This window comes from Pseudoalteromonas sp. meg-B1, assembly GCF_003173795.1.
GTDB classification, from domain to species: domain Bacteria; phylum Pseudomonadota; class Gammaproteobacteria; order Enterobacterales; family Alteromonadaceae; genus Pseudoalteromonas; species Pseudoalteromonas undina.
The window spans coordinates 1,084,312-1,101,096 of sequence record NZ_QGQU01000001.1; the positions used below are offsets into that span (position 1 = coordinate 1,084,312).

Annotated in this window: 13 protein-coding genes; 3 read left to right on the forward strand and 10 right to left on the reverse strand. The window is 40.0% G+C overall.

Annotated elements, in window-relative coordinates:
- Positions 1-45: 45 nt before the first annotated feature.
- Positions 46-702 (reverse strand): nitroreductase family protein, encoded by a 657-nt coding sequence (locus tag DK924_RS05220; RefSeq protein WP_055012950.1) that lies wholly within the window; start codon positions 700-702, stop codon positions 46-48.
- A 127-nt stretch (positions 703-829) separates the two neighbouring features.
- Here DK924_RS05220 and DK924_RS05225 point away from each other — a divergent pair, with 127 nt between their 5' ends.
- Positions 830-1,771, forward strand: coding sequence for a LysR family transcriptional regulator (locus DK924_RS05225; RefSeq protein ID WP_054201098.1), 942 nt, complete (start codon positions 830-832; stop codon positions 1,769-1,771).
- 477 nt (positions 1,772-2,248) lie between these two features.
- On the opposite strand, the gene DK924_RS18730 is transcribed toward DK924_RS05225, so the two are convergent.
- From DK924_RS18730 to DK924_RS05240, 3 genes are all read right to left on the reverse strand, one after another.
- The gene (locus DK924_RS18730; RefSeq protein ID WP_181388746.1) at positions 2,249-2,425 is read right to left on the reverse strand and encodes a hypothetical protein; all 177 of its coding nucleotides are present in this window, start codon (positions 2,423-2,425) and stop codon (positions 2,249-2,251) included.
- A 141-nt stretch (positions 2,426-2,566) separates the two neighbouring features.
- Positions 2,567-5,719 carry an efflux RND transporter permease subunit gene (locus DK924_RS05235; RefSeq protein WP_109874506.1) on the reverse strand — a complete coding sequence of 1,051 codons (3,153 nt, stop codon included), beginning with the start codon at positions 5,717-5,719 and terminating at the stop codon, positions 2,567-2,569.
- 3 nt (positions 5,720-5,722) lie between these two features.
- Positions 5,723-6,895, reverse strand: coding sequence for an efflux RND transporter periplasmic adaptor subunit (locus DK924_RS05240; RefSeq protein ID WP_109874507.1), 1,173 nt, complete (start codon positions 6,893-6,895; stop codon positions 5,723-5,725).
- Between the two features lie 171 nt (positions 6,896-7,066).
- Here DK924_RS05240 and DK924_RS05245 point away from each other — a divergent pair, with 171 nt between their 5' ends.
- Positions 7,067-7,330 (forward strand): YkgJ family cysteine cluster protein, encoded by a 264-nt coding sequence (locus DK924_RS05245; RefSeq protein WP_041708812.1) that lies wholly within the window; start codon positions 7,067-7,069, stop codon positions 7,328-7,330.
- A 528-nt stretch (positions 7,331-7,858) separates the two neighbouring features.
- On the opposite strand, the gene DK924_RS05250 is transcribed toward DK924_RS05245, so the two are convergent.
- The gene (locus DK924_RS05250) at positions 7,859-9,712 is read right to left on the reverse strand and encodes a TonB-dependent siderophore receptor (protein WP_109874508.1); all 1,854 of its coding nucleotides are present in this window, start codon (positions 9,710-9,712) and stop codon (positions 7,859-7,861) included.
- Positions 9,713-9,914: 202 nt separating this feature from the next.
- Here DK924_RS05250 and DK924_RS05255 point away from each other — a divergent pair, with 202 nt between their 5' ends.
- Positions 9,915-10,418 (forward strand): peptide-methionine (S)-S-oxide reductase, encoded by a 504-nt coding sequence (locus DK924_RS05255; RefSeq protein ID WP_109874509.1) that lies wholly within the window; start codon positions 9,915-9,917, stop codon positions 10,416-10,418.
- 410 nt (positions 10,419-10,828) lie between these two features.
- Here DK924_RS05255 and DK924_RS05265 read toward each other — a convergent pair whose 3' ends face one another.
- The 5 genes from DK924_RS05265 to DK924_RS05285 form a co-directional block, all read right to left on the reverse strand.
- Positions 10,829-11,125, reverse strand: coding sequence for a hypothetical protein (locus DK924_RS05265; protein ID WP_010388657.1), 297 nt, complete (start codon positions 11,123-11,125; stop codon positions 10,829-10,831).
- Positions 11,126-11,325: 200 nt separating this feature from the next.
- Complete coding sequence (locus tag DK924_RS05270) at positions 11,326-11,877, reverse strand: DUF4136 domain-containing protein (protein ID WP_008109277.1); 552 nt, start codon at positions 11,875-11,877, stop codon at positions 11,326-11,328.
- Positions 11,878-11,982: 105 nt separating this feature from the next.
- Positions 11,983-14,775 carry an ATPase gene (locus DK924_RS05275; RefSeq protein ID WP_109874511.1) on the reverse strand — a complete coding sequence of 931 codons (2,793 nt, stop codon included), beginning with the start codon at positions 14,773-14,775 and terminating at the stop codon, positions 11,983-11,985.
- Entirely contained in the window at positions 14,772-15,320 is a 549-nt protein-coding gene (locus tag DK924_RS05280; RefSeq protein WP_010388659.1) for a hypothetical protein, read from the reverse strand. Before DK924_RS05280 ends, DK924_RS05275 begins: the two co-directional genes overlap by 4 nt.
- 5 nt (positions 15,321-15,325) lie before the next feature.
- A complete protein-coding gene (locus DK924_RS05285) occupies positions 15,326-16,597 on the reverse strand; it encodes a hypothetical protein (protein ID WP_055012619.1) in 1,272 nt (423 codons plus the stop codon).
- Positions 16,598-16,785 lie beyond the last annotated feature (188 nt).

Genomic DNA, 16,785 nt, shown 5'->3' on the forward strand with positions numbered 1-16,785 from the left:
TAATAATAAACTGCTCACTTACTATTTAAAGTGAGCAGTTATGACTTATAAAACCTGAATAATTTGTTCTTTGCTTAAACGTGATTTTGGCAGTTTAGCATTGTAGTCTTCTTCTGCGTCATGGTAGCCCAGCGCAAGTGCGACATCACAGATGTAGCCGTCTAATTCGCTTGCGAACTCTTCGCCAATCAGTTGTGCATCAACGCCTTCCATCGGTGTGGTATCAATCCCTAAGCGTGCTGCTGCATGCATAGTATTGCCTAAAGCAATGTAGGTTTGTGCTTTAGTCCAGGCGGCATTATTACCCTGCTCATCGGTATTTAAATCTACAAACGCAAAGGCGCCAAAAGCTTGCTCGCGGTTTTCTGTTTGAGTTCGGCCATTTTTTATATCAGCATCAATTACTTGGCCATAGTTTTCACGGGTATATTGCGGATTATGAGCGAATAAAATAATGTGTGATGCCGCTTTAATATGTGGCTGATTAAATTGAAACTTATTAGCAAAGGTACTGTGCATACGCTCTTTTGCGGCATCAGATTCAATCACAATAAATTTCCAAGGCTGTGAATTAATTGACGAAGGAGAAAGACGCATAGCATTATACAATACCGCTAAATCGTCTTGAGAAATGCGCTTTGTAGCATCATAACGTTTAGCGGTGTGGCGGCTTTCAAGATCGCGAATAATAGGGTGAGTCATAGTCTCTCCATAATAAAAAAGGGCTGATAAATAGTGTTCATTGAGTGTATGAGCAGCATAATACAATTTGCTTTATTTAAAATAAACAGCATAATTATTGAATCATTATCAAATAAAAATAGATAATATGCAGGTTGATGACTTAAAACTGATTTTAAAAGTAGCTGAGTGTCGAAGCATTACGCTAGCAGCAGCCAAGTTAGATATGCGCACAGCAACGGCCAGTGCAGCTATTAAGCGTGTAGAGTTGGCACTTGGCTGTGAATTATTTATTAGAACCACTCGTCATTTACGTTTATCTAGTGCAGGGGAGCGATACATTCCCCAATGCGAACAAGCTCTGGCCGTGCTTGAAACGGCAAGGCAAAACCTTAAAGGAGAACATGATGCCATTGAAGGGGAGTTAAGGGTAGCTACCTCATCTGATTTAGGGCGCAACTTAGTGATACCTTGGATTGATGAAGTCATGGATAAGTACCCAAGTGTGAGCTTGCGTACGCACATTAGCGATAGCAATATCGATTTTTTTCGTGATTCGGTTGATATAGCACTACGTTATGGCTCACCCAGTGATAGTAGTGTATATGGATTTAAAATTTGCAACGTACCGCGACTACTCTGTGCTACACCTACCTATTTAGCTAAATATGGTGAGCCAGAGCACCCAGATGATTTAGCGCAGCATCACGGATTATTTTACCAGCTGCAAGATATTATCAATAATGTGTGGGAATTTACCGACGGCGGAAAAAAATACAAAGTAAAAATGCAGGGCAGACGTGCCTCAAATGATGGCGATTTAGTTAGGCGTTGGTGTGTTGCAGGTAAAGGTTTAGCGGTTAAATCAGCGTTAGATATTGCCGATGACTTATTAAATAAACGCGTTGTTACTGTGATGAATAATTACCAGCATACCTGTGGTGAGCTGTGGCTCATTTGCCCAAGCAGGCAATCGATTACTCCCGCTGTACGACTATTGCGTGATGTGTGCAGAGAAAAAACCGCTCACTTATTGAATCAGCTAGTAAAGCAGGGGATTGTTGATAAACGTATATTAATTAACGAGTAACAAATACACGTTTAGTAACGTTAACTTAAATAGTTTTTAAAAAACGCCAATTAAACCCTTTATGATGAATATGTTTAGGCTGAGGGAGGCACTTAGCTGTACCTTTCCTAAATATGATTATTAAATATCATCACGTAAAAGGCATAAAAAACGAGTAATTTATTGTATTCATCATAGGATATTTTTAATTACACAATTATATGTTGAGTAACATAGATAAAGCTAACCCAGTAATGAGTAATAAAAATCCGATAATTTGTGTAGCTATATTTCTTTTGCGAACAAGGGTTTGTGCTATAGGGCTAGTTAGTTTACGAGTAAGAAAGTTTGCAGGGATTAAGCGAATGCTTGCAGAGCCCATAAAACAAAAGCCAAAACCAATGAGAAAGCTCGAATTGGTGGAGTCAATAATGCCACCAGTAAACGTAAATAAGGCGATCAAATAAAGTAACATACTTGGCCAATGTATTACTTTTTTTATTCATAATCAGTCCCTGATAATCCCTCATCAAACCCGAGTAAAAAATCTAATCCTACAAATGCAAAAGAAATAGTTATTGCACCTAATAGCATTAAATTGCGGTTGTTCTTTTTGTAACCCAAAGTAGTCAATATGGCAAAGACGATAAATAAGATAAGCTGAATTGTGCCCATGGTTAATCCTTTTAGAGCAAAGTTTAGAGTTAAGTTACCAGTAGGGAGAAAAACTGGCAAATAGTTTAATGCTATTTTTTAACTATAAATAAAAAGCTCGGCATAATTATGCCGAGCTTTTTTGGTTGGGATTTTACTGAATTAACTATTGGTCGTTGCTGGTTGGCCATCGACGATAGGGTCTTTGCCGCGCCACTTGCGGATCAGACGTTTTGTATCCTCAAGCGCAACGTACTGACACGGTATAAGAATAAGCGTTATTACTGTAGCAAACAGCACACCAAAGGCGAGTGATACGGCCATAGGTATTACAATTTTTGCTTGTAAACTGGTTTCCATAATAATGGGCATTACGCCAATAAAAGTAGTAACAGAGGTTAGTAATATCGCTCTAAAGCGACGCGCTCCGGCTTGCATTACCGCTTCTTTTATTGCCACACCTTCTGCACGGGCTTTGTTTACAAAATCCACCATAACAAGTGAATCATTAACCACTATACCGGCAACAGCTATAATGCCGAACATTGATAATCCGCTCATTGTCATACCTAAAGCCATATGACCGAACATAGCACCCACAACACCAAATGGGATCACCGACATAATAATCAGTGGCTGAGAATATGAGCGAAGTGGAATGGCCAATAGCGCAAAAATAATCATTAATGAGATTGCAAAATCACGTAGTTGTTCATTAGCACTTTCCATCTCTTCTTGAATACGCCCTGCAACATTACTTTTTACTCCAGGATAGTTTTTAAGAAGTGCCGGTAAGTAAACATCACGAATTTCTTGTGCAATGGCAAATGGTTCTACTTCGTCACTATTGACCGCAGCCCACACATTGACAGTACGGTTTGAGTTTTCACGTCTGATACTGCTTACGCCGTCAACTAGCTTGACTATAGCTATTTCACTTAAAGAAACTTCAGCGCCCGCAGGGGTGATAATACGCGTATCTTGGATGTTGCTAATAGAGTTGCGCTCGCTTTGCGGGTAGCGAATCATTACTTTGATTTCTTCACCTTCACGCAGAATACGCTGTGCTTCAAGGCCGTAATAACTAAAGCTTACTTGAGAGGCCACATCAGCAAGGGTTAAGCCCATACTGTAAGCAAGTGGTTTTAAATCAAGTTGTACTTCGTCGGTGGCACTTTGCAGTGAGTCATTTACATCACCCACGCCTTCCATACTTTGTAACTTAGCTTTTAGTTTGCTAGATACTTCTTTTAGCTCGTCGGCATTTTTTCCTTCGAGTCTAAAGCTAACGTCGCCATCATCACGACCACCACCAAAAATACTATCTTGAATAGTGAGTGTTTTAAGCCCCGGTAGCGGCGGCATTTTTTCACGCCACATAGTGCTTAGTTCAAACGTATCGATAGGGCGCAAATGAGGCTCCACTAAAATGGCCATTATACTTGCATTAGTTCGACCACGCAGACTAACAGACAAATCACGGATCATAGATTGGCCATACTGCTGCTCTAGTTCTTTGTCGACGCTCAGTAATACATTTTCTATTTTACGCGCTGTTTCAAGCGTGGCTTGCTCAGAAGAGGCAAGGTTCATTTCCAGCGATATACGCGGAAAATCATGCGGAATTTTAGGGTTTGGTACAAATTTAACCATTCCACCGGCAAAGAGTCCTACACTGACAATTAAAATACATAAAAAGCCAATAATCACGGTATAGCGATAATGGATACAACGGCCGATAAATGGAGTGTAATAATGTTCAACAAAATGCTTTAAGCCACTATCAACTGCATTACGTAATTTATGTAATGGGTTTTTAGGATTAGGCTTACGCGGGTTCATTGCTGCGATGTGTGCAGGTAAAATTAGTTTTGATTCAATCAGTGAAAAAATTAAGCATAAAATAATCACTACACCAATTGCTTTCGAAAACGCAGCGCTCGGCCCTGAAGCCATTGCTTGAGGTAAAAATGCAGCAATAGTGGTAAGTACACCAAAGGTCGCTGGCATGGCAACACGTTTTACACCACGAATAACGTTGTTAAGTGAGTGCCCATGTTTTTCAATTTCAGCACTGGCCGACTCACCTACTACGATGGCATCATCAACCACAATCCCCAGAACAATAATAAAGGCGAATAAAGACACCATATTAATAGTAATGTCTAAAAAGCCGATAGGCATAAATAAGAATGCCCCTAAGAAAGACACTGGGAGGCCCATCATTACCCAAAACGCTAATCTAAGTGGTAAAAATAGCGCTAATACCAGCATAACTAAAATACCGCCCCACACCATATTATCGACCATCATGTCGAGGCGACCTTCAAGGTAGTAGGTTAAATCAACGATGGGTGAGAGCTTAACGCCTGCAGGAAGTTGATCGGCTTTGTCAGCTAGGTACTTTTTAAGGACTTTAGCAACAACGGTAATGTCTTGATCTTTTGAGGCATCAATTTCAAACGACAGTGAATTTTTGCCATTGTATTTAGAATATAGTAAGCCTTCTTCAAAGCCATCATTAATGGTGGCTACATCGCCTAATTTAATTTGAGCACCGTCTGGTAATGTAATTAGCGGTAACTTTTCAAATTCACCGCCACGATAGGCTTGCTTTTCGACACGCATCGAAATGTAGCCAGTATCAGAGCGAATTTGCCCCGCCGACATATTAGTTGAAAAGCTTTGCACCGCATTAGAAACATCTCTAAACGTGAGTCCGTATTCGCGAAGTTTATCAGGGCTAATTTCAATACCAATTTCGTAGTCTAAGCCACTGTAAAAATCAACTAGGTTTACATGAGGAAGGTTTTGTAATTCATCTTTAATATCATTACCAAGTTCTTTTAACTGGTAATAACTCATATCACCATAAAGCGCGAGTATCATTACTTCTTGTTGAAATTTTTCACGCTGAACAACAGGGCGTTCCATACCCGCAGGAAACGTATTAATTGAATCTACTTGCGCTTTTATTTCATCTAGCGCTTCTTTGGCGTCATATTTTTCTTCAATCTCAACCCAGGCTTGTGCATAGCCTCGATTAGAGTAAGTGATTAGACGTTTAATACCTTCGGTACCTTCAAGGTTTTCTTCAATTTTTATAGTAATGCCTTCTTCCACTTCTTGTGGCGCGGCGCCAGGGTAAATAGCTTGTATACTTACCCAGTTACTTTCAAATTGAGGAAAGGCTTGTTTACGAATTGTCAGCGCGGTTAACAACCCGCCAATCAAGACAAAAATCATGATTAGGTTAGCAGCAACGGGATTACGCGCAAACCACGCAATTAACCCTTTTTCATCAGTTGTGGTCATCGTTTACTCTCCTTTTAACGCAAGTTGAGTAACGTCTGGTTTGGTCACTGTATCTTCTATTTTTACTGCCATCCCTTCGGTTGGGTATTCAAGGGCAGAAGTAATCAGTTGCTCTCCCTCTGCTAAGCCCTGATTAGCGATGACCATGCCATCTTGTTCGCGAATAATATTGAGTGTTTTAAATGATAGAGTTAAATCATCGTTTAATACTGCAATTTTATTATTTTTAACCAGATGATGAGGGACGACAATAGCGCCATTAACGGCGCGGCCTTCAATTGTAGCGTTAATGTATGAGCCAAAACGAAGTGGCTGAACCCCTTCATATGGGGTTTGAAGTTGGGCAACCAAATAACTCATACGGCTTTTTTGATCAATCACACCTTCACTTCGTACCACTTTAGCCTGCCATGTGGTTTCTTTCCCTGCATATTGCGCATTAAATTCAACTGTTGCACCTATGCCACTATTATTAAGGTATTGCAGCTCTTTATCGGCAACAGGTAAACGCACCTCGGCGACCTCAGTTGAACTAAGAGAGCCAAAGCTATTACCAGGATTAACTACCGAGCCTAAACTAATGCTGCGCTCGTTTATAATTGCATCGTAGGGGGCTTTAATATATGTGCGTTCTAAATTACGCTTAGCACGTTTTACACTTGCTTGTGCTGAGCGATATCGCGCCATTTTTTCAGCTAATTGCGGTTTACGTAAATACAGTGCAGAGGCGGTGATATCACTTGAGTCTGCTTTAATGCGTTCCCATTCGGCTTTAGCAACATGCGCTTGTGCGCGTTCAATCTCGAGTGCTGAGCTTGCTTGGGCAAGGCCTGCTTCTGCTTCAATTAAATCAGCTTCGTAATCATTTGGATCAATTCGTGCTAAAATGTCGCCTTGCTTTACAAAGGCACCTTCAACAAATTGTCCTGCAACTGAAATAACTTGGCCACTCACCTGAGCAATCAATTCAGTGCGGTCTTTTGGTTGTACAATACCGTACGACTTTACATCGAGGGTAATTGCATCAAGGTGAACTGGTTGTGCTGCAACCAAAGGACGCATGTCTTGGGGGGGCTTTTCTTCAGGTGGCTTTTTCATTGCAGAAAAGCCTGCTGCGAGGCCAATGCCACCAACAAGGACCGCGATCGGAAGTATTATTTGTTTTTTAGTCGCCACAGGGCATTCCTTCATAAATTGTGCTGATGGACTAATGATACGCAATAAAGTGTTTACAGTGTATTTGAAGATGTAACAAGTCATTGCACAAGGCGGTTACAAATAGAACGAAACACGCTATTTATGTACAAAGCAGCAACAAAACAATTGAAATTTATTACTGAGGTTAGAATGAAAACACAATCAATGGCGTGCCGTTTAGGCTGTGGAGCATGTTGTATTGCGCCGAGTATTAGCTCGCCAATTCCAGGTATGCCAAACGGTAAAAAGGCCGGAGAACGTTGTATTCAGCTGGATGAACGAAATTTATGCAAGTTATTTGGTGATGAGTCGCGCCCTAAAGTGTGCAGTGACTTTAGTGCCACGTTAGATGTATGCGGGACGACTAATGAGCAAGCATTAACGTTAATTACCGAATTAGAGCAATTAACCTAATTTATTGTATTAAATACACATATATTTACAATTAATACGCTTGAAAAGTGTTGATAACCTGAACTCCGGATAATAAATCCATCTCAAGCAGCTATTTTCAGCGCTAACTGCGTTGAATTTACTTGCAATAGGCGAGCTTTCGACGCGTAATTTCGCCTTGTTTTCACTAAAAATCTCTAGCTTGAGAAAATAAACATAAATATCATTTTGATTCAATATGTTAGTAAATCTCTTAACCAGAGTTCAGGTTAGATACTTACTTTGTGTTTCTAAAAGTAGTACTGAGAGAGTGCAATTAAGTATCCACTAAGCATTGTCGCTAGTGTTACCTCATTTACTTCTCATCCACTTCTCTTTGCTCATACTATTTCAATTATGCATGTACACAGAGGAGGGGATTCTGCGCTTTTAGAATACTTAGGGAGGGCTGAGAAATGAGGTTTCTGATTCAGCTTTCTACTAGTCTGTTTCTTATTTTAATTAAAAAAACAAGCTCAGCGTGGAGTAAGCCCTCGCTGAGCGATAAAGTTACCAGCTATACGTGGCACTTAGTGTATATTGCTCGCCGCGACCTGGCGTACCTGGAATTTCTTCAAACGACTCATCCCATAAGTTATCAGCCGCAAGACTAATAAAGAAGTTAGGCACAGCTGGTGGAGTTATTTTTACCGTCAGCTGAGTAAATAGCGCTTCGTCACCTGAACGGCGCAGCGCATTGTTATGCTGTTTACGCCACTCATTATCTACTCGAAACTCTAATATATCCGTCGGATTCCAAATCGCACCGAGTGTTACACGATGATCAGGAAAGTTTAAGGCATAAAAGCTAGCATCAATATTTTCAGCGCCGTAGGTTTCTGTTTTATGTAAGTACGCATAGCTGGCAATAATTTCTGCGTTATCAAATTGCTTAGTGGCTAAAAATTCAAGGCCTGTGGTATCAATATCAACCGGCTGTGCAAATCGTGCTGAGCTTGAATCAAAGTTAAATGTCCAATCGGTTAGGTTGTTATCTTTACGATAAAAAAGCGCTGAATTAAGTTTCCAGCTTTGTTGCTCAAGCAATAAGCCCAGCTCTAAACTTTTGGTGGTTTCACGCTCAAGGTTAGCGTTACTTCTAAACAAACCACCTGACTCACTGCCACCAATGGCGGTGTAGCCTGCTACTTGGCTTGCCTCGGCATACGATAAATACAATGTACGCTCAGTGCCATCGTTATTTTGGGTATTGAAACTAACATCACCAATTAGCGATAGCTCATAATCATCACGACTGGTGTTATCAAATGCAGCACCTAAGCGGACGGTTAGTTGCTGGTTGCTTGCTAGTGTTGTTGTGTATTCAGGCAATACACTAAGCTTAAAGTAGTTACGTGAAGTAAAGTTATTTTCAAGGGTGGTGGAGTCGATACTGTCTTCTATATATTGCGCCGAGTAATTAACCGCAACTGACTTTGTTTGCGCATGACGACCTGAAATAGCCAATGATTTTACTTGTGTTTCATGAAATGCTTGGAACGCGCTTGGGTTTTCTCTTGAATAAACATAATGATCGTTATGCTCGCGGTAATAAGCGGATACTTCAAATTCACTGTTGGTAGCATAGGCTTGTTTATGGTTGAGCATCCATAATTGAGTTTCTAAGTCTTCGGTTTCATTTACCCCAAATGGGGTATAAAGGTTTGGCCAACCAAAAAACTTTTCTTGTAAGCCGTAAAATAAATCAGTTTGTGAATCGCTCCCAGTTAACTGCACTCTGCCAGAAGTACGGGTAAAGTCATGATCGCCAAAATCAATTGAACCATCACTTTGTGAGTGCGAATATTCACCTTCAAAACCAATGCGCCAATTAGCGTTTGCTTCAAGTGGAGTACTCACACCTGCATGAATTGTTTGTAAGTTAAAGTCATTTGAGCCTGCGCCCAAAGAGACACTGCCACCGGTTGTTATTGGTTTCCAAGCAAACGACACAGTACCCACAGAGCTATTCATGCCATAAAGTGCGTTATCGGCTCCGGTTAATACACTAGCACCTGTTAGCATTTGTGGTGCAATAGGAATTTCTGCAAAATAGTGACCAGATTGCGGGTCGAGTAGAGTTGCACTGCCGACTCTAAAGCCGGTATTTTCAAAAATCCCCCCGCGTATCGTTACATCAGCTTGTGCTTCAGCCATATTGCGTGATTGCAAGTCAACACGCGGGTCGTACTCTAAATTTGAAATAGGCGAATCAAATGTACCAACAGGTAATGTATTGGCGGTGGGTGACGCTTCAATTGTTATTTGTTCTATGGTTGCTGTTTCTTTACTCTGCTCTGCATAAGCAACAGTTGAAATACTGGCTAGTACGGCCGGTATTATAAGGTGCGGGGCACGATTCATATCATTATTCTCATTTTATGCAATGACGCTAAAAATTAAATACCTATCATTTTTTATCACATGATAAGGTAAGCTCACTAAGCTAGGGTGATTTTGGGCGCTATTGTACATTAATGATAAAAAACTGCATTTGATAACCAAATCTAGCGTTACAAAATAGTAACTCTGCATCCTATAAATTATTTACATTGGTCACTTTATTATGCAAACACAACAATCGAGTCATTCATTAAATCAGCACACACTTTATTTTGCTGGTGGTTGCTTATGGGGCGTGCAAGAATTTATGAAGTATTTACCTGGAGTTGTGACTACTGAGGCGGGGCGTGCCAATGGCACTAGTAACACAACACAAGGTGAATACGATGGCTATGCCGAGTGCGTTAAAGTAACCTTTGATATTCAAGAAGTGACCTTAAATGAATTAATCGGCTATTTTTTTGAGATTATTGACCCATACAGCATCAATAAACAAGGTGACGATGTAGGGGAAAAATATCGCACCGCCATTTTTAGCCAAGACAGCAATCATTTAAACATCGCCAGAGAGTATATTAGCCAGCGTGATGATGCTGAAAAAATAGCGGTACAAGTAGCGCCACTGACTAATTATGTCCCTAGCGATCCCGAGCATCAAGACCGTTTAACCAATCACCCTAATGATTATTGCCATATCCCAATTGATTTATTGCACAAGTATAAATAACAACTTCATTGGGGCGTATTTAAATAAAAAGTGCTGGTAACTAATGAAACTAATGAAACTAATTTTTGCCTCGTTTGTACTTTTTTTTATTTTTATCAGGCCTTTTCTTTTTTCGCGGGAACATATCTCTAAAAAGATAGGGCACAGCTAAAAAGTAGATCCCAGTTCCTAAGTAAAGAAAAAGGTAAAATAGATAAGTAAACGGCGACGCTGAAAAGAAATAAACGTCAGATTCGACCCGGTAATCTGTTGGGGTCAGAATATAGCCATCGTGTATAAATTTTATCGCAAATAAAATAGATAAAAGGCCTAAAGCCCAAAAGACTAAAGAGAATGCGATTTGGTTCAATAGCATTCTCGTATTACTGATATCTACATATTTTACTTTTTGCTTCTTTTTTGTTTTTTGATTATTTGACCGTTTCATGCTTACCAAAAAAAGTAATAATGATTGCTACCAGTATTCCTACCAAGCCAATGCTTGAAAACATTAGACTGTATTGGCTTTTAATATTGAAGATATTTAATAGGCTGGTTATTAACAATAAAAAAATACCAATAATTTTTATAATCGTGAGTGTTTTATTCAAACAAAACCATGTTTGACAAGAAGGGCATTGTTTTTCAATAAAAATACTATTTTTGTTAATATTTTTTATATCTTTAGCTGCAAAATTACTTTTACAATTTGGGCACATTTCTTTCATTTTAATCCTTTAATTTATCTCACAATTCTAAACACTAGACTTACTAAACGTCTTATTGATTAAGCTTTATCCTTGTAACATGATTACTATAGCATTGAGCTATCACCTTGTTAATGTGTAACTTATTACTTTATAGGTAAACAGTTTTTAAGCCACAAAAAAGCCCGCAAACATGCGGGCTTTTAAATATTAATTAAAGTTTATTGCTGCGCTTTAGGCGGGAAGTTGCTTAAAATATTGGCAACCGTTTCCTTAATAGCGGCTTCACGTTGTGATGGGGTTTGTTTTTTCTTTAAACGACCATCTTTAGCACCACGCCAAATTAATTGGTTTGACTCACGATCAATAATATCGATAACTAATGTGCCTACTTCATATTCGCGTGCGCTTACATCGTGGTTAAAGCCTGTGCCCCAGTAACCCCAACGTGCACCGTAGCCTACGTTAAAGCTGTCAACTTCAAGCTCTTTATCTACACTTGCATGGTAGTTAACAAGTACATCAGCTTGCGCTACGTCAACCAATTGCATACCTAATTGTTGGCTTAGTTGGTTGTTTACCGCATTGCGAACGCGTTTTTCCATAAGCCCACTGATTTGGTAGTTATTCGTGTCTTTGGTTAGACTCGCGTTTTCTACCCAAGCAAACGTTTTGTAGTTACTAAAGTTTGCTGATTTATCGTAATCCCAATCGGGCGTTTGTGTACAGGCGGTTAGTAATGCCAGTGCTGCGACAATAAATATGTGTTTCATTCCGTTTGCTCCAATAAAGTGCGTTTGTTTAAACTACCATGGGCGAGGGTAATTTAAAATTTATAAAATAAGTGTAACTGGCTAAGATGAATAGCCAATTAATTCTTAGTCTAGCTGAGGAGCTTTATGTTCAACCTCAATCCAATCTTTTTCATCTACCCAGTTTTGTGCACCGTCTTTTACTGAACGAATTGGCACAATATAATCACAACTTATTTGCGGTTTAACCGAGGCAAATATTGGCACAAAGCCAAAGCTCAGGGCAGTTTCTATAATTGCCTTTTGGTTTTGCGGGTCGATATCAGCCGCTTCATCTATATAAATAGGTATACGGTATAAGTTTTGTTCCTGATCGCTTAATAAATAACGAATAAACAACATGCCACATAATAGCTTAATGGTGATACGCGTACCATTTGATCCAGCCGAGTCTATCTTTTCAAAGTGCTCGGTTTCACCTGCACGGTTAACCACTTCAAAACGAATATCAAACAAATCGGTGAGGGTCAGACCTGCTTTGTCTGAGGCGAGTTTAATTAAATGATCTTTTGCCTCGTTTACCGCGCTCTCGCTGTAAGGTTCTTGGCTGAGTAAATCGAGCGTATCGCCTTGTTCAAATTGGTTAGAGGCACTGATAATAGTATCAATACTATCTACCAACATTTTGCGCGGGATAATATTAATTTTAAACGCTTGCAGGTTTGAGATGCGGTGCTGGCTAATGCCTTTATTAAAGCTATTCATTTCACGGCGTAAGCGGTCTAAATCTTCGCGCAGGCCTTTAATTGTAGCGGCCACTTCAGTGAGGGCAACGCGACCTTGGCGCTCAACGGCATCGCGCTCGTTATCAATGTTATGAAACGCGCTAATAAGCTTTTGATATTTACTAAACTCATCGTTTTCGTTATCAAACTTAGTGATACCGGCATTATAAATATGCATATAGGTATTACGTACATTTATATCGAAGTTCCGTAGTTCTTGGCAGTCCTTATTAAAGTGGTGAATTAAATCGCTTAAATTATCAAAATCGATTTTTATATCAATCATGTAAGGCGTTACTTTACCACTGTATAAATCTAAAGTGTGGTCAATACGCTCGGTTTTAACTTGGCGTAAGCGCTCTGTTTGACGATTAATTTGCGCTTGTTTTGATTTGATTAACGAGCGTCTATCAGCAATTGAACCACTGTTTTTTTGAATATCTTGTAGGTAATCGTCAACTTGTTCGCGCTCGGCTAAAAGCTGCTCTTTTAGCATCGCTTGGGCGTCAACCGACTGTTGCATCACTTCAAATTGCTCTAAGCGTTTAAGTGCGCTTTCTGCACTCATAAGCTCCTCGTATAGCGCGTCTTTTTCTTTTTGTTTATCAGCAACATTGGCGGCCACTTCGCGTTGTTGTTTAAACTCTTTTAATGATTGCTCAAGCGCGGTTAACTGAGCGCTCAGTTGCTCTTTGTTTTCGCCGCTTTGCATTTGTACTGGTGAGAGCTTTTTAAGTTTAATACTGGCACCGGGTAGGGTGAGTACACCGCCTTTAACATTTTCGCTCAGCTGTGCTAAAAATTCACCAAAGGCGTCTTCGTCATCAATGGTTATATCGCCATTACTGGTGGTGGCAAAGGAGAGAAGATCGGGGTTTAATAGCCGCGATATTTCTTCTACTTCTTTCAGTGATAAATCTTCACGCATACGGGTGAATAAATTAAATTCTAAGTTTTTAAGTTGTAACTTTAAGCTCTTAATTTGTTTTTGTGTTTCACCAATACGGAAATCAAGGGTGTGCAGGCTTTGCCCTTGTGCACTCGTAATAGAGTGTGACAACGACTCGTAGTCATTTTTTAACTGCGTTAGGTTGGTTTTGAGAGTGGCTTTATTAACCAGCTCAAATTCACTTTTAAGGGCGTTGAAATCTAAAAACCATTGTTCAATTTGAGTTTGCTTGCGCTCTATATCGCGCGATTGTTGCACGTATAGCCCTTGCTTTTGTTCAAACTCGTGCTTTTCGTGCTCAATGTCTTCAAGGGCGATGTTGAGCTCGCTTAGTTGCTCTTCTTGGTAAGCATCAAAGTCAATCAGTGCTTGGTCAATCTTTGGCGCATATGCTGCTAGTTTACCTTTAAGCACGGTTTGGTTTTCGAGCATAGATTCAAGAGCGGCTATGGGCTCTTGCATTGATTCTAGCGCTTTTAATTCACGCTTTGCGCGGTTTACTTTATCAAACGAACGGCGCCAAACCTCGTAAAAGTCGACCTTAGAATTTGACATATGGCGTTCAAACACACGGAGCATAAAGCGCTTAACGTCGTTTGCGCCTAACTTATGTAAATTAAGAATACGACGAAATATTTCTTTGTATATTGCAGAGTCTTGAACGTTGTTGAGGGGGATCATTTTTAAATTGATCTCACCGTCAAATTGCGTTGCTCCGCCTGTCAGAAGGGCGTTTAATTCTTGTGCCTTAAGCTCTATTGGGTTGTAACCTTGCTGCTTTAAGTGGTTAAACAGCTTGGTAAACTTAATAATGGTATTGCCTTGGGTGTACTGGGCTAAATCAAGCTTTCCTTGATAGCAAAAGTATTGGTGCGCATAACCGGCAATTTTACCTAAGCCAGCAACGCCAATGACGACTGAGCCATGAGGTAAATCGGCTTGCAATAAAATGTACGATTGATCTGATGAAAAATAAAACTTACGGGTTTCATCTAAATCGTGGCCATCCCATTCGGTTAGGCGTAAATCGTTAATTAGCGGAAACTGCAGTGCATTAATTACTGAGCTTTTACCTGTGTTGTTAGGGGCACAAATCGAGCTACTTTTATCCAGTGGGATCACACATTTGGCATAGCCTGCGGTATTTAGTAGGGCGAGTTTACTCAGTCCGTATAAATTTTTCATTGCTCGTCCTCACTAATAAAGGTCTCTTCGTTTACTTCCATTAAGGCATCAATATAGCGGTGAATAGGGGCTTGCAACATAAAGCCACCTTCTACCTCGCGGGCAAGACCTAAACGTACCATGCGTAAATACACATCTTTGCGTAAGTCAGAACCCGAGAATATCTCAAGCTGATCAAATAAATGTTTATTAAGCTGTACCAAGGTTTGCATTAGCTCTAAATCGTTTGGCTCGTCAAATAATGCGCGCATTGGGTCTTTACCTGTATTGGCAAAATGCTCTATTAAAATGTAAATAGTGAGCGCTACAGCGCGTGAAATCTTACCCATGTTTGGGGTGCTTTCATCGCTGGCAAAATAATAAAAACCACGGCTATCGTGTTTTAACTCGTGGCCTAGTGCTGTAAATAAGGCAGTATAAGCGTCTATTTGTTGGTCAAGCTCTTGCCACATTACGGTGTCTTGTTCGCAAATGTGGTAACCGGCGACTAATTTTTTATTAATGGCTTGTAAGTGAGAAAGCTCATCTAAGTTTATATGGGTCATGGTGATTACTCGTGCTCGGCTTTATCAGCCTGAGGCTCTGAATTAAAGGGATATAAATTAAAGTGCTGGCCTGCAATGTTAACGCGGGCTTTTTTATCGCTTTGGCTAATTTCTAGGGTGCTATCGCTTACCAACTTTTGATACAAAAACAGCATTTCATCGGCTTCAAGCTCAGGGTAGCTTTCGTCTAAAAATTGCAGCAAAGGCTGTGGTTTTTTACGCTGCTTTTTAAAGCGCTTGGTAAATTGAGCTTTTACATCGTGGTAGTCAGGAATGTTTGGCGTGACAAACGCGGGCACATCATTTTGTTCTGGTAGCTGATATTCGTGGTGTTCAAACTCAGCTAAGCTTGCCATATAGGCAACAATATGACGCTGTTGACCTAATGAATACTTTTGCGCATCGCTTACAAAATGGGGTTGCACGGCGCTGAGCATATTATCCACCCCGTTTTTACGAATTAGCCCTAATACTTTTGCCGCTTGGCGGGTAATAAGGTTATTACGGCGCAGTTCTTCGCGCAGTGGCATTAGCATGTCGGCACTTTTACGTAAACTTATCCGACCAACTAGGTGCATCTCGAGAATACGAGTACGTAATTGCTCAAGCATACGTTTATCACTGTACGCTTTGCCTGAGCGTTCAATATGTTCTATTTGGGTGCTAATTTGTTGCTCAATTAGAATAAAACAGGCATGAAAGTCGCCTCTAATATCCACCATTTCTAGCATGGGTTCTATATATTCATCAAACGCTTCTATGACGGCTTTGTAGCGCTTTTGCAGCGATTGCACCGCGTTATTTGATTTAGCCTGCTCAACAATATTTAAAATGGCGTTTTCGTTGTGTAAAAACAGCTTAATTATTTTACGAACCCGATCATCCATAATGCGGCTAAAGCGACGTAAATCATCAAAATCTTCCATTTCACCGGCATTAGATAGCCGATTACCTAAGCGAGCTAAATCATCAACCAATACACTAATTTCTTGTGCTAAGCCTAAATGCTCTTCTTGCAGTAAAAAGGTAGCAAAGTCCGCAATGGCACGGTTAATTTCTAGTTGTGACGATTTAGCCAATGGAATAATGATTTCTTGATTTAATAACCGATTGGTTTCTTTATAAATGCGCTCATTATTCCACGTCGGTTGCTTTTGTTTTATGGCATTTTGTAAATCTTTAATACTAAAGTCGGCCATTTTAAAGCGTTTAAATAATAGCTCTAATACACCCCAATGCTCAGTGAGGGTATTAAGTAGCTTTTTAGCTGGGATCATAAGGCGTTACAACATCCTAGTATTCGTTATTTTATATTTCTTGAACTTATATGGTATTTGTTTTTGCGACGATTTAATAATAGTTTTTACACTCGCTTAGTGATAGTATCCGCGCCGAATATAGGCACATAGAGTGTGTACCTCTATTTTTTACATGGTTTCAATTTTTACTTAAACCCGAAGGTTGT

What these genes read in the sequence shown, in the direction of transcription:
- DK924_RS05285 (WP_055012619.1), bottom strand. Translation starts at nt 16,597, where the DNA reads ATGATCCCAGCTAAAAAGCTACTTAATACCCTCACTGAGCATTGGGGT.
- DK924_RS05270 (WP_008109277.1), bottom strand. Translation starts at nt 11,877, where the DNA reads ATGAAACACATATTTATTGTCGCAGCACTGGCATTACTAACCGCCTGT.
- DK924_RS05255 (WP_109874509.1), top strand. Translation starts at nt 9,915, where the DNA reads ATGCAAACACAACAATCGAGTCATTCATTAAATCAGCACACACTTTAT.
- DK924_RS05220 (WP_055012950.1), bottom strand. Translation starts at nt 702, where the DNA reads ATGACTCACCCTATTATTCGCGATCTTGAAAGCCGCCACACCGCTAAA.
- DK924_RS05280 (WP_010388659.1), bottom strand. Translation starts at nt 15,320, where the DNA reads ATGACCCATATAAACTTAGATGAGCTTTCTCACTTACAAGCCATTAAT.
- DK924_RS05265 (WP_010388657.1), bottom strand. Translation starts at nt 11,125, where the DNA reads ATGAAAGAAATGTGCCCAAATTGTAAAAGTAATTTTGCAGCTAAAGAT.
- DK924_RS05275 (WP_109874511.1), bottom strand. Translation starts at nt 14,775, where the DNA reads ATGAAAAATTTATACGGACTGAGTAAACTCGCCCTACTAAATACCGCA.
- DK924_RS05225 (WP_054201098.1), top strand. Translation starts at nt 830, where the DNA reads ATGCAGGTTGATGACTTAAAACTGATTTTAAAAGTAGCTGAGTGTCGA.
- DK924_RS05245 (WP_041708812.1), top strand. Translation starts at nt 7,067, where the DNA reads ATGAAAACACAATCAATGGCGTGCCGTTTAGGCTGTGGAGCATGTTGT.
- DK924_RS05235 (WP_109874506.1), bottom strand. Translation starts at nt 5,719, where the DNA reads ATGACCACAACTGATGAAAAAGGGTTAATTGCGTGGTTTGCGCGTAAT.
- DK924_RS05250 (WP_109874508.1), bottom strand. Translation starts at nt 9,712, where the DNA reads ATGAATCGTGCCCCGCACCTTATAATACCGGCCGTACTAGCCAGTATT.
- DK924_RS18730 (WP_181388746.1), bottom strand. Translation starts at nt 2,425, where the DNA reads ATGGGCACAATTCAGCTTATCTTATTTATCGTCTTTGCCATATTGACT.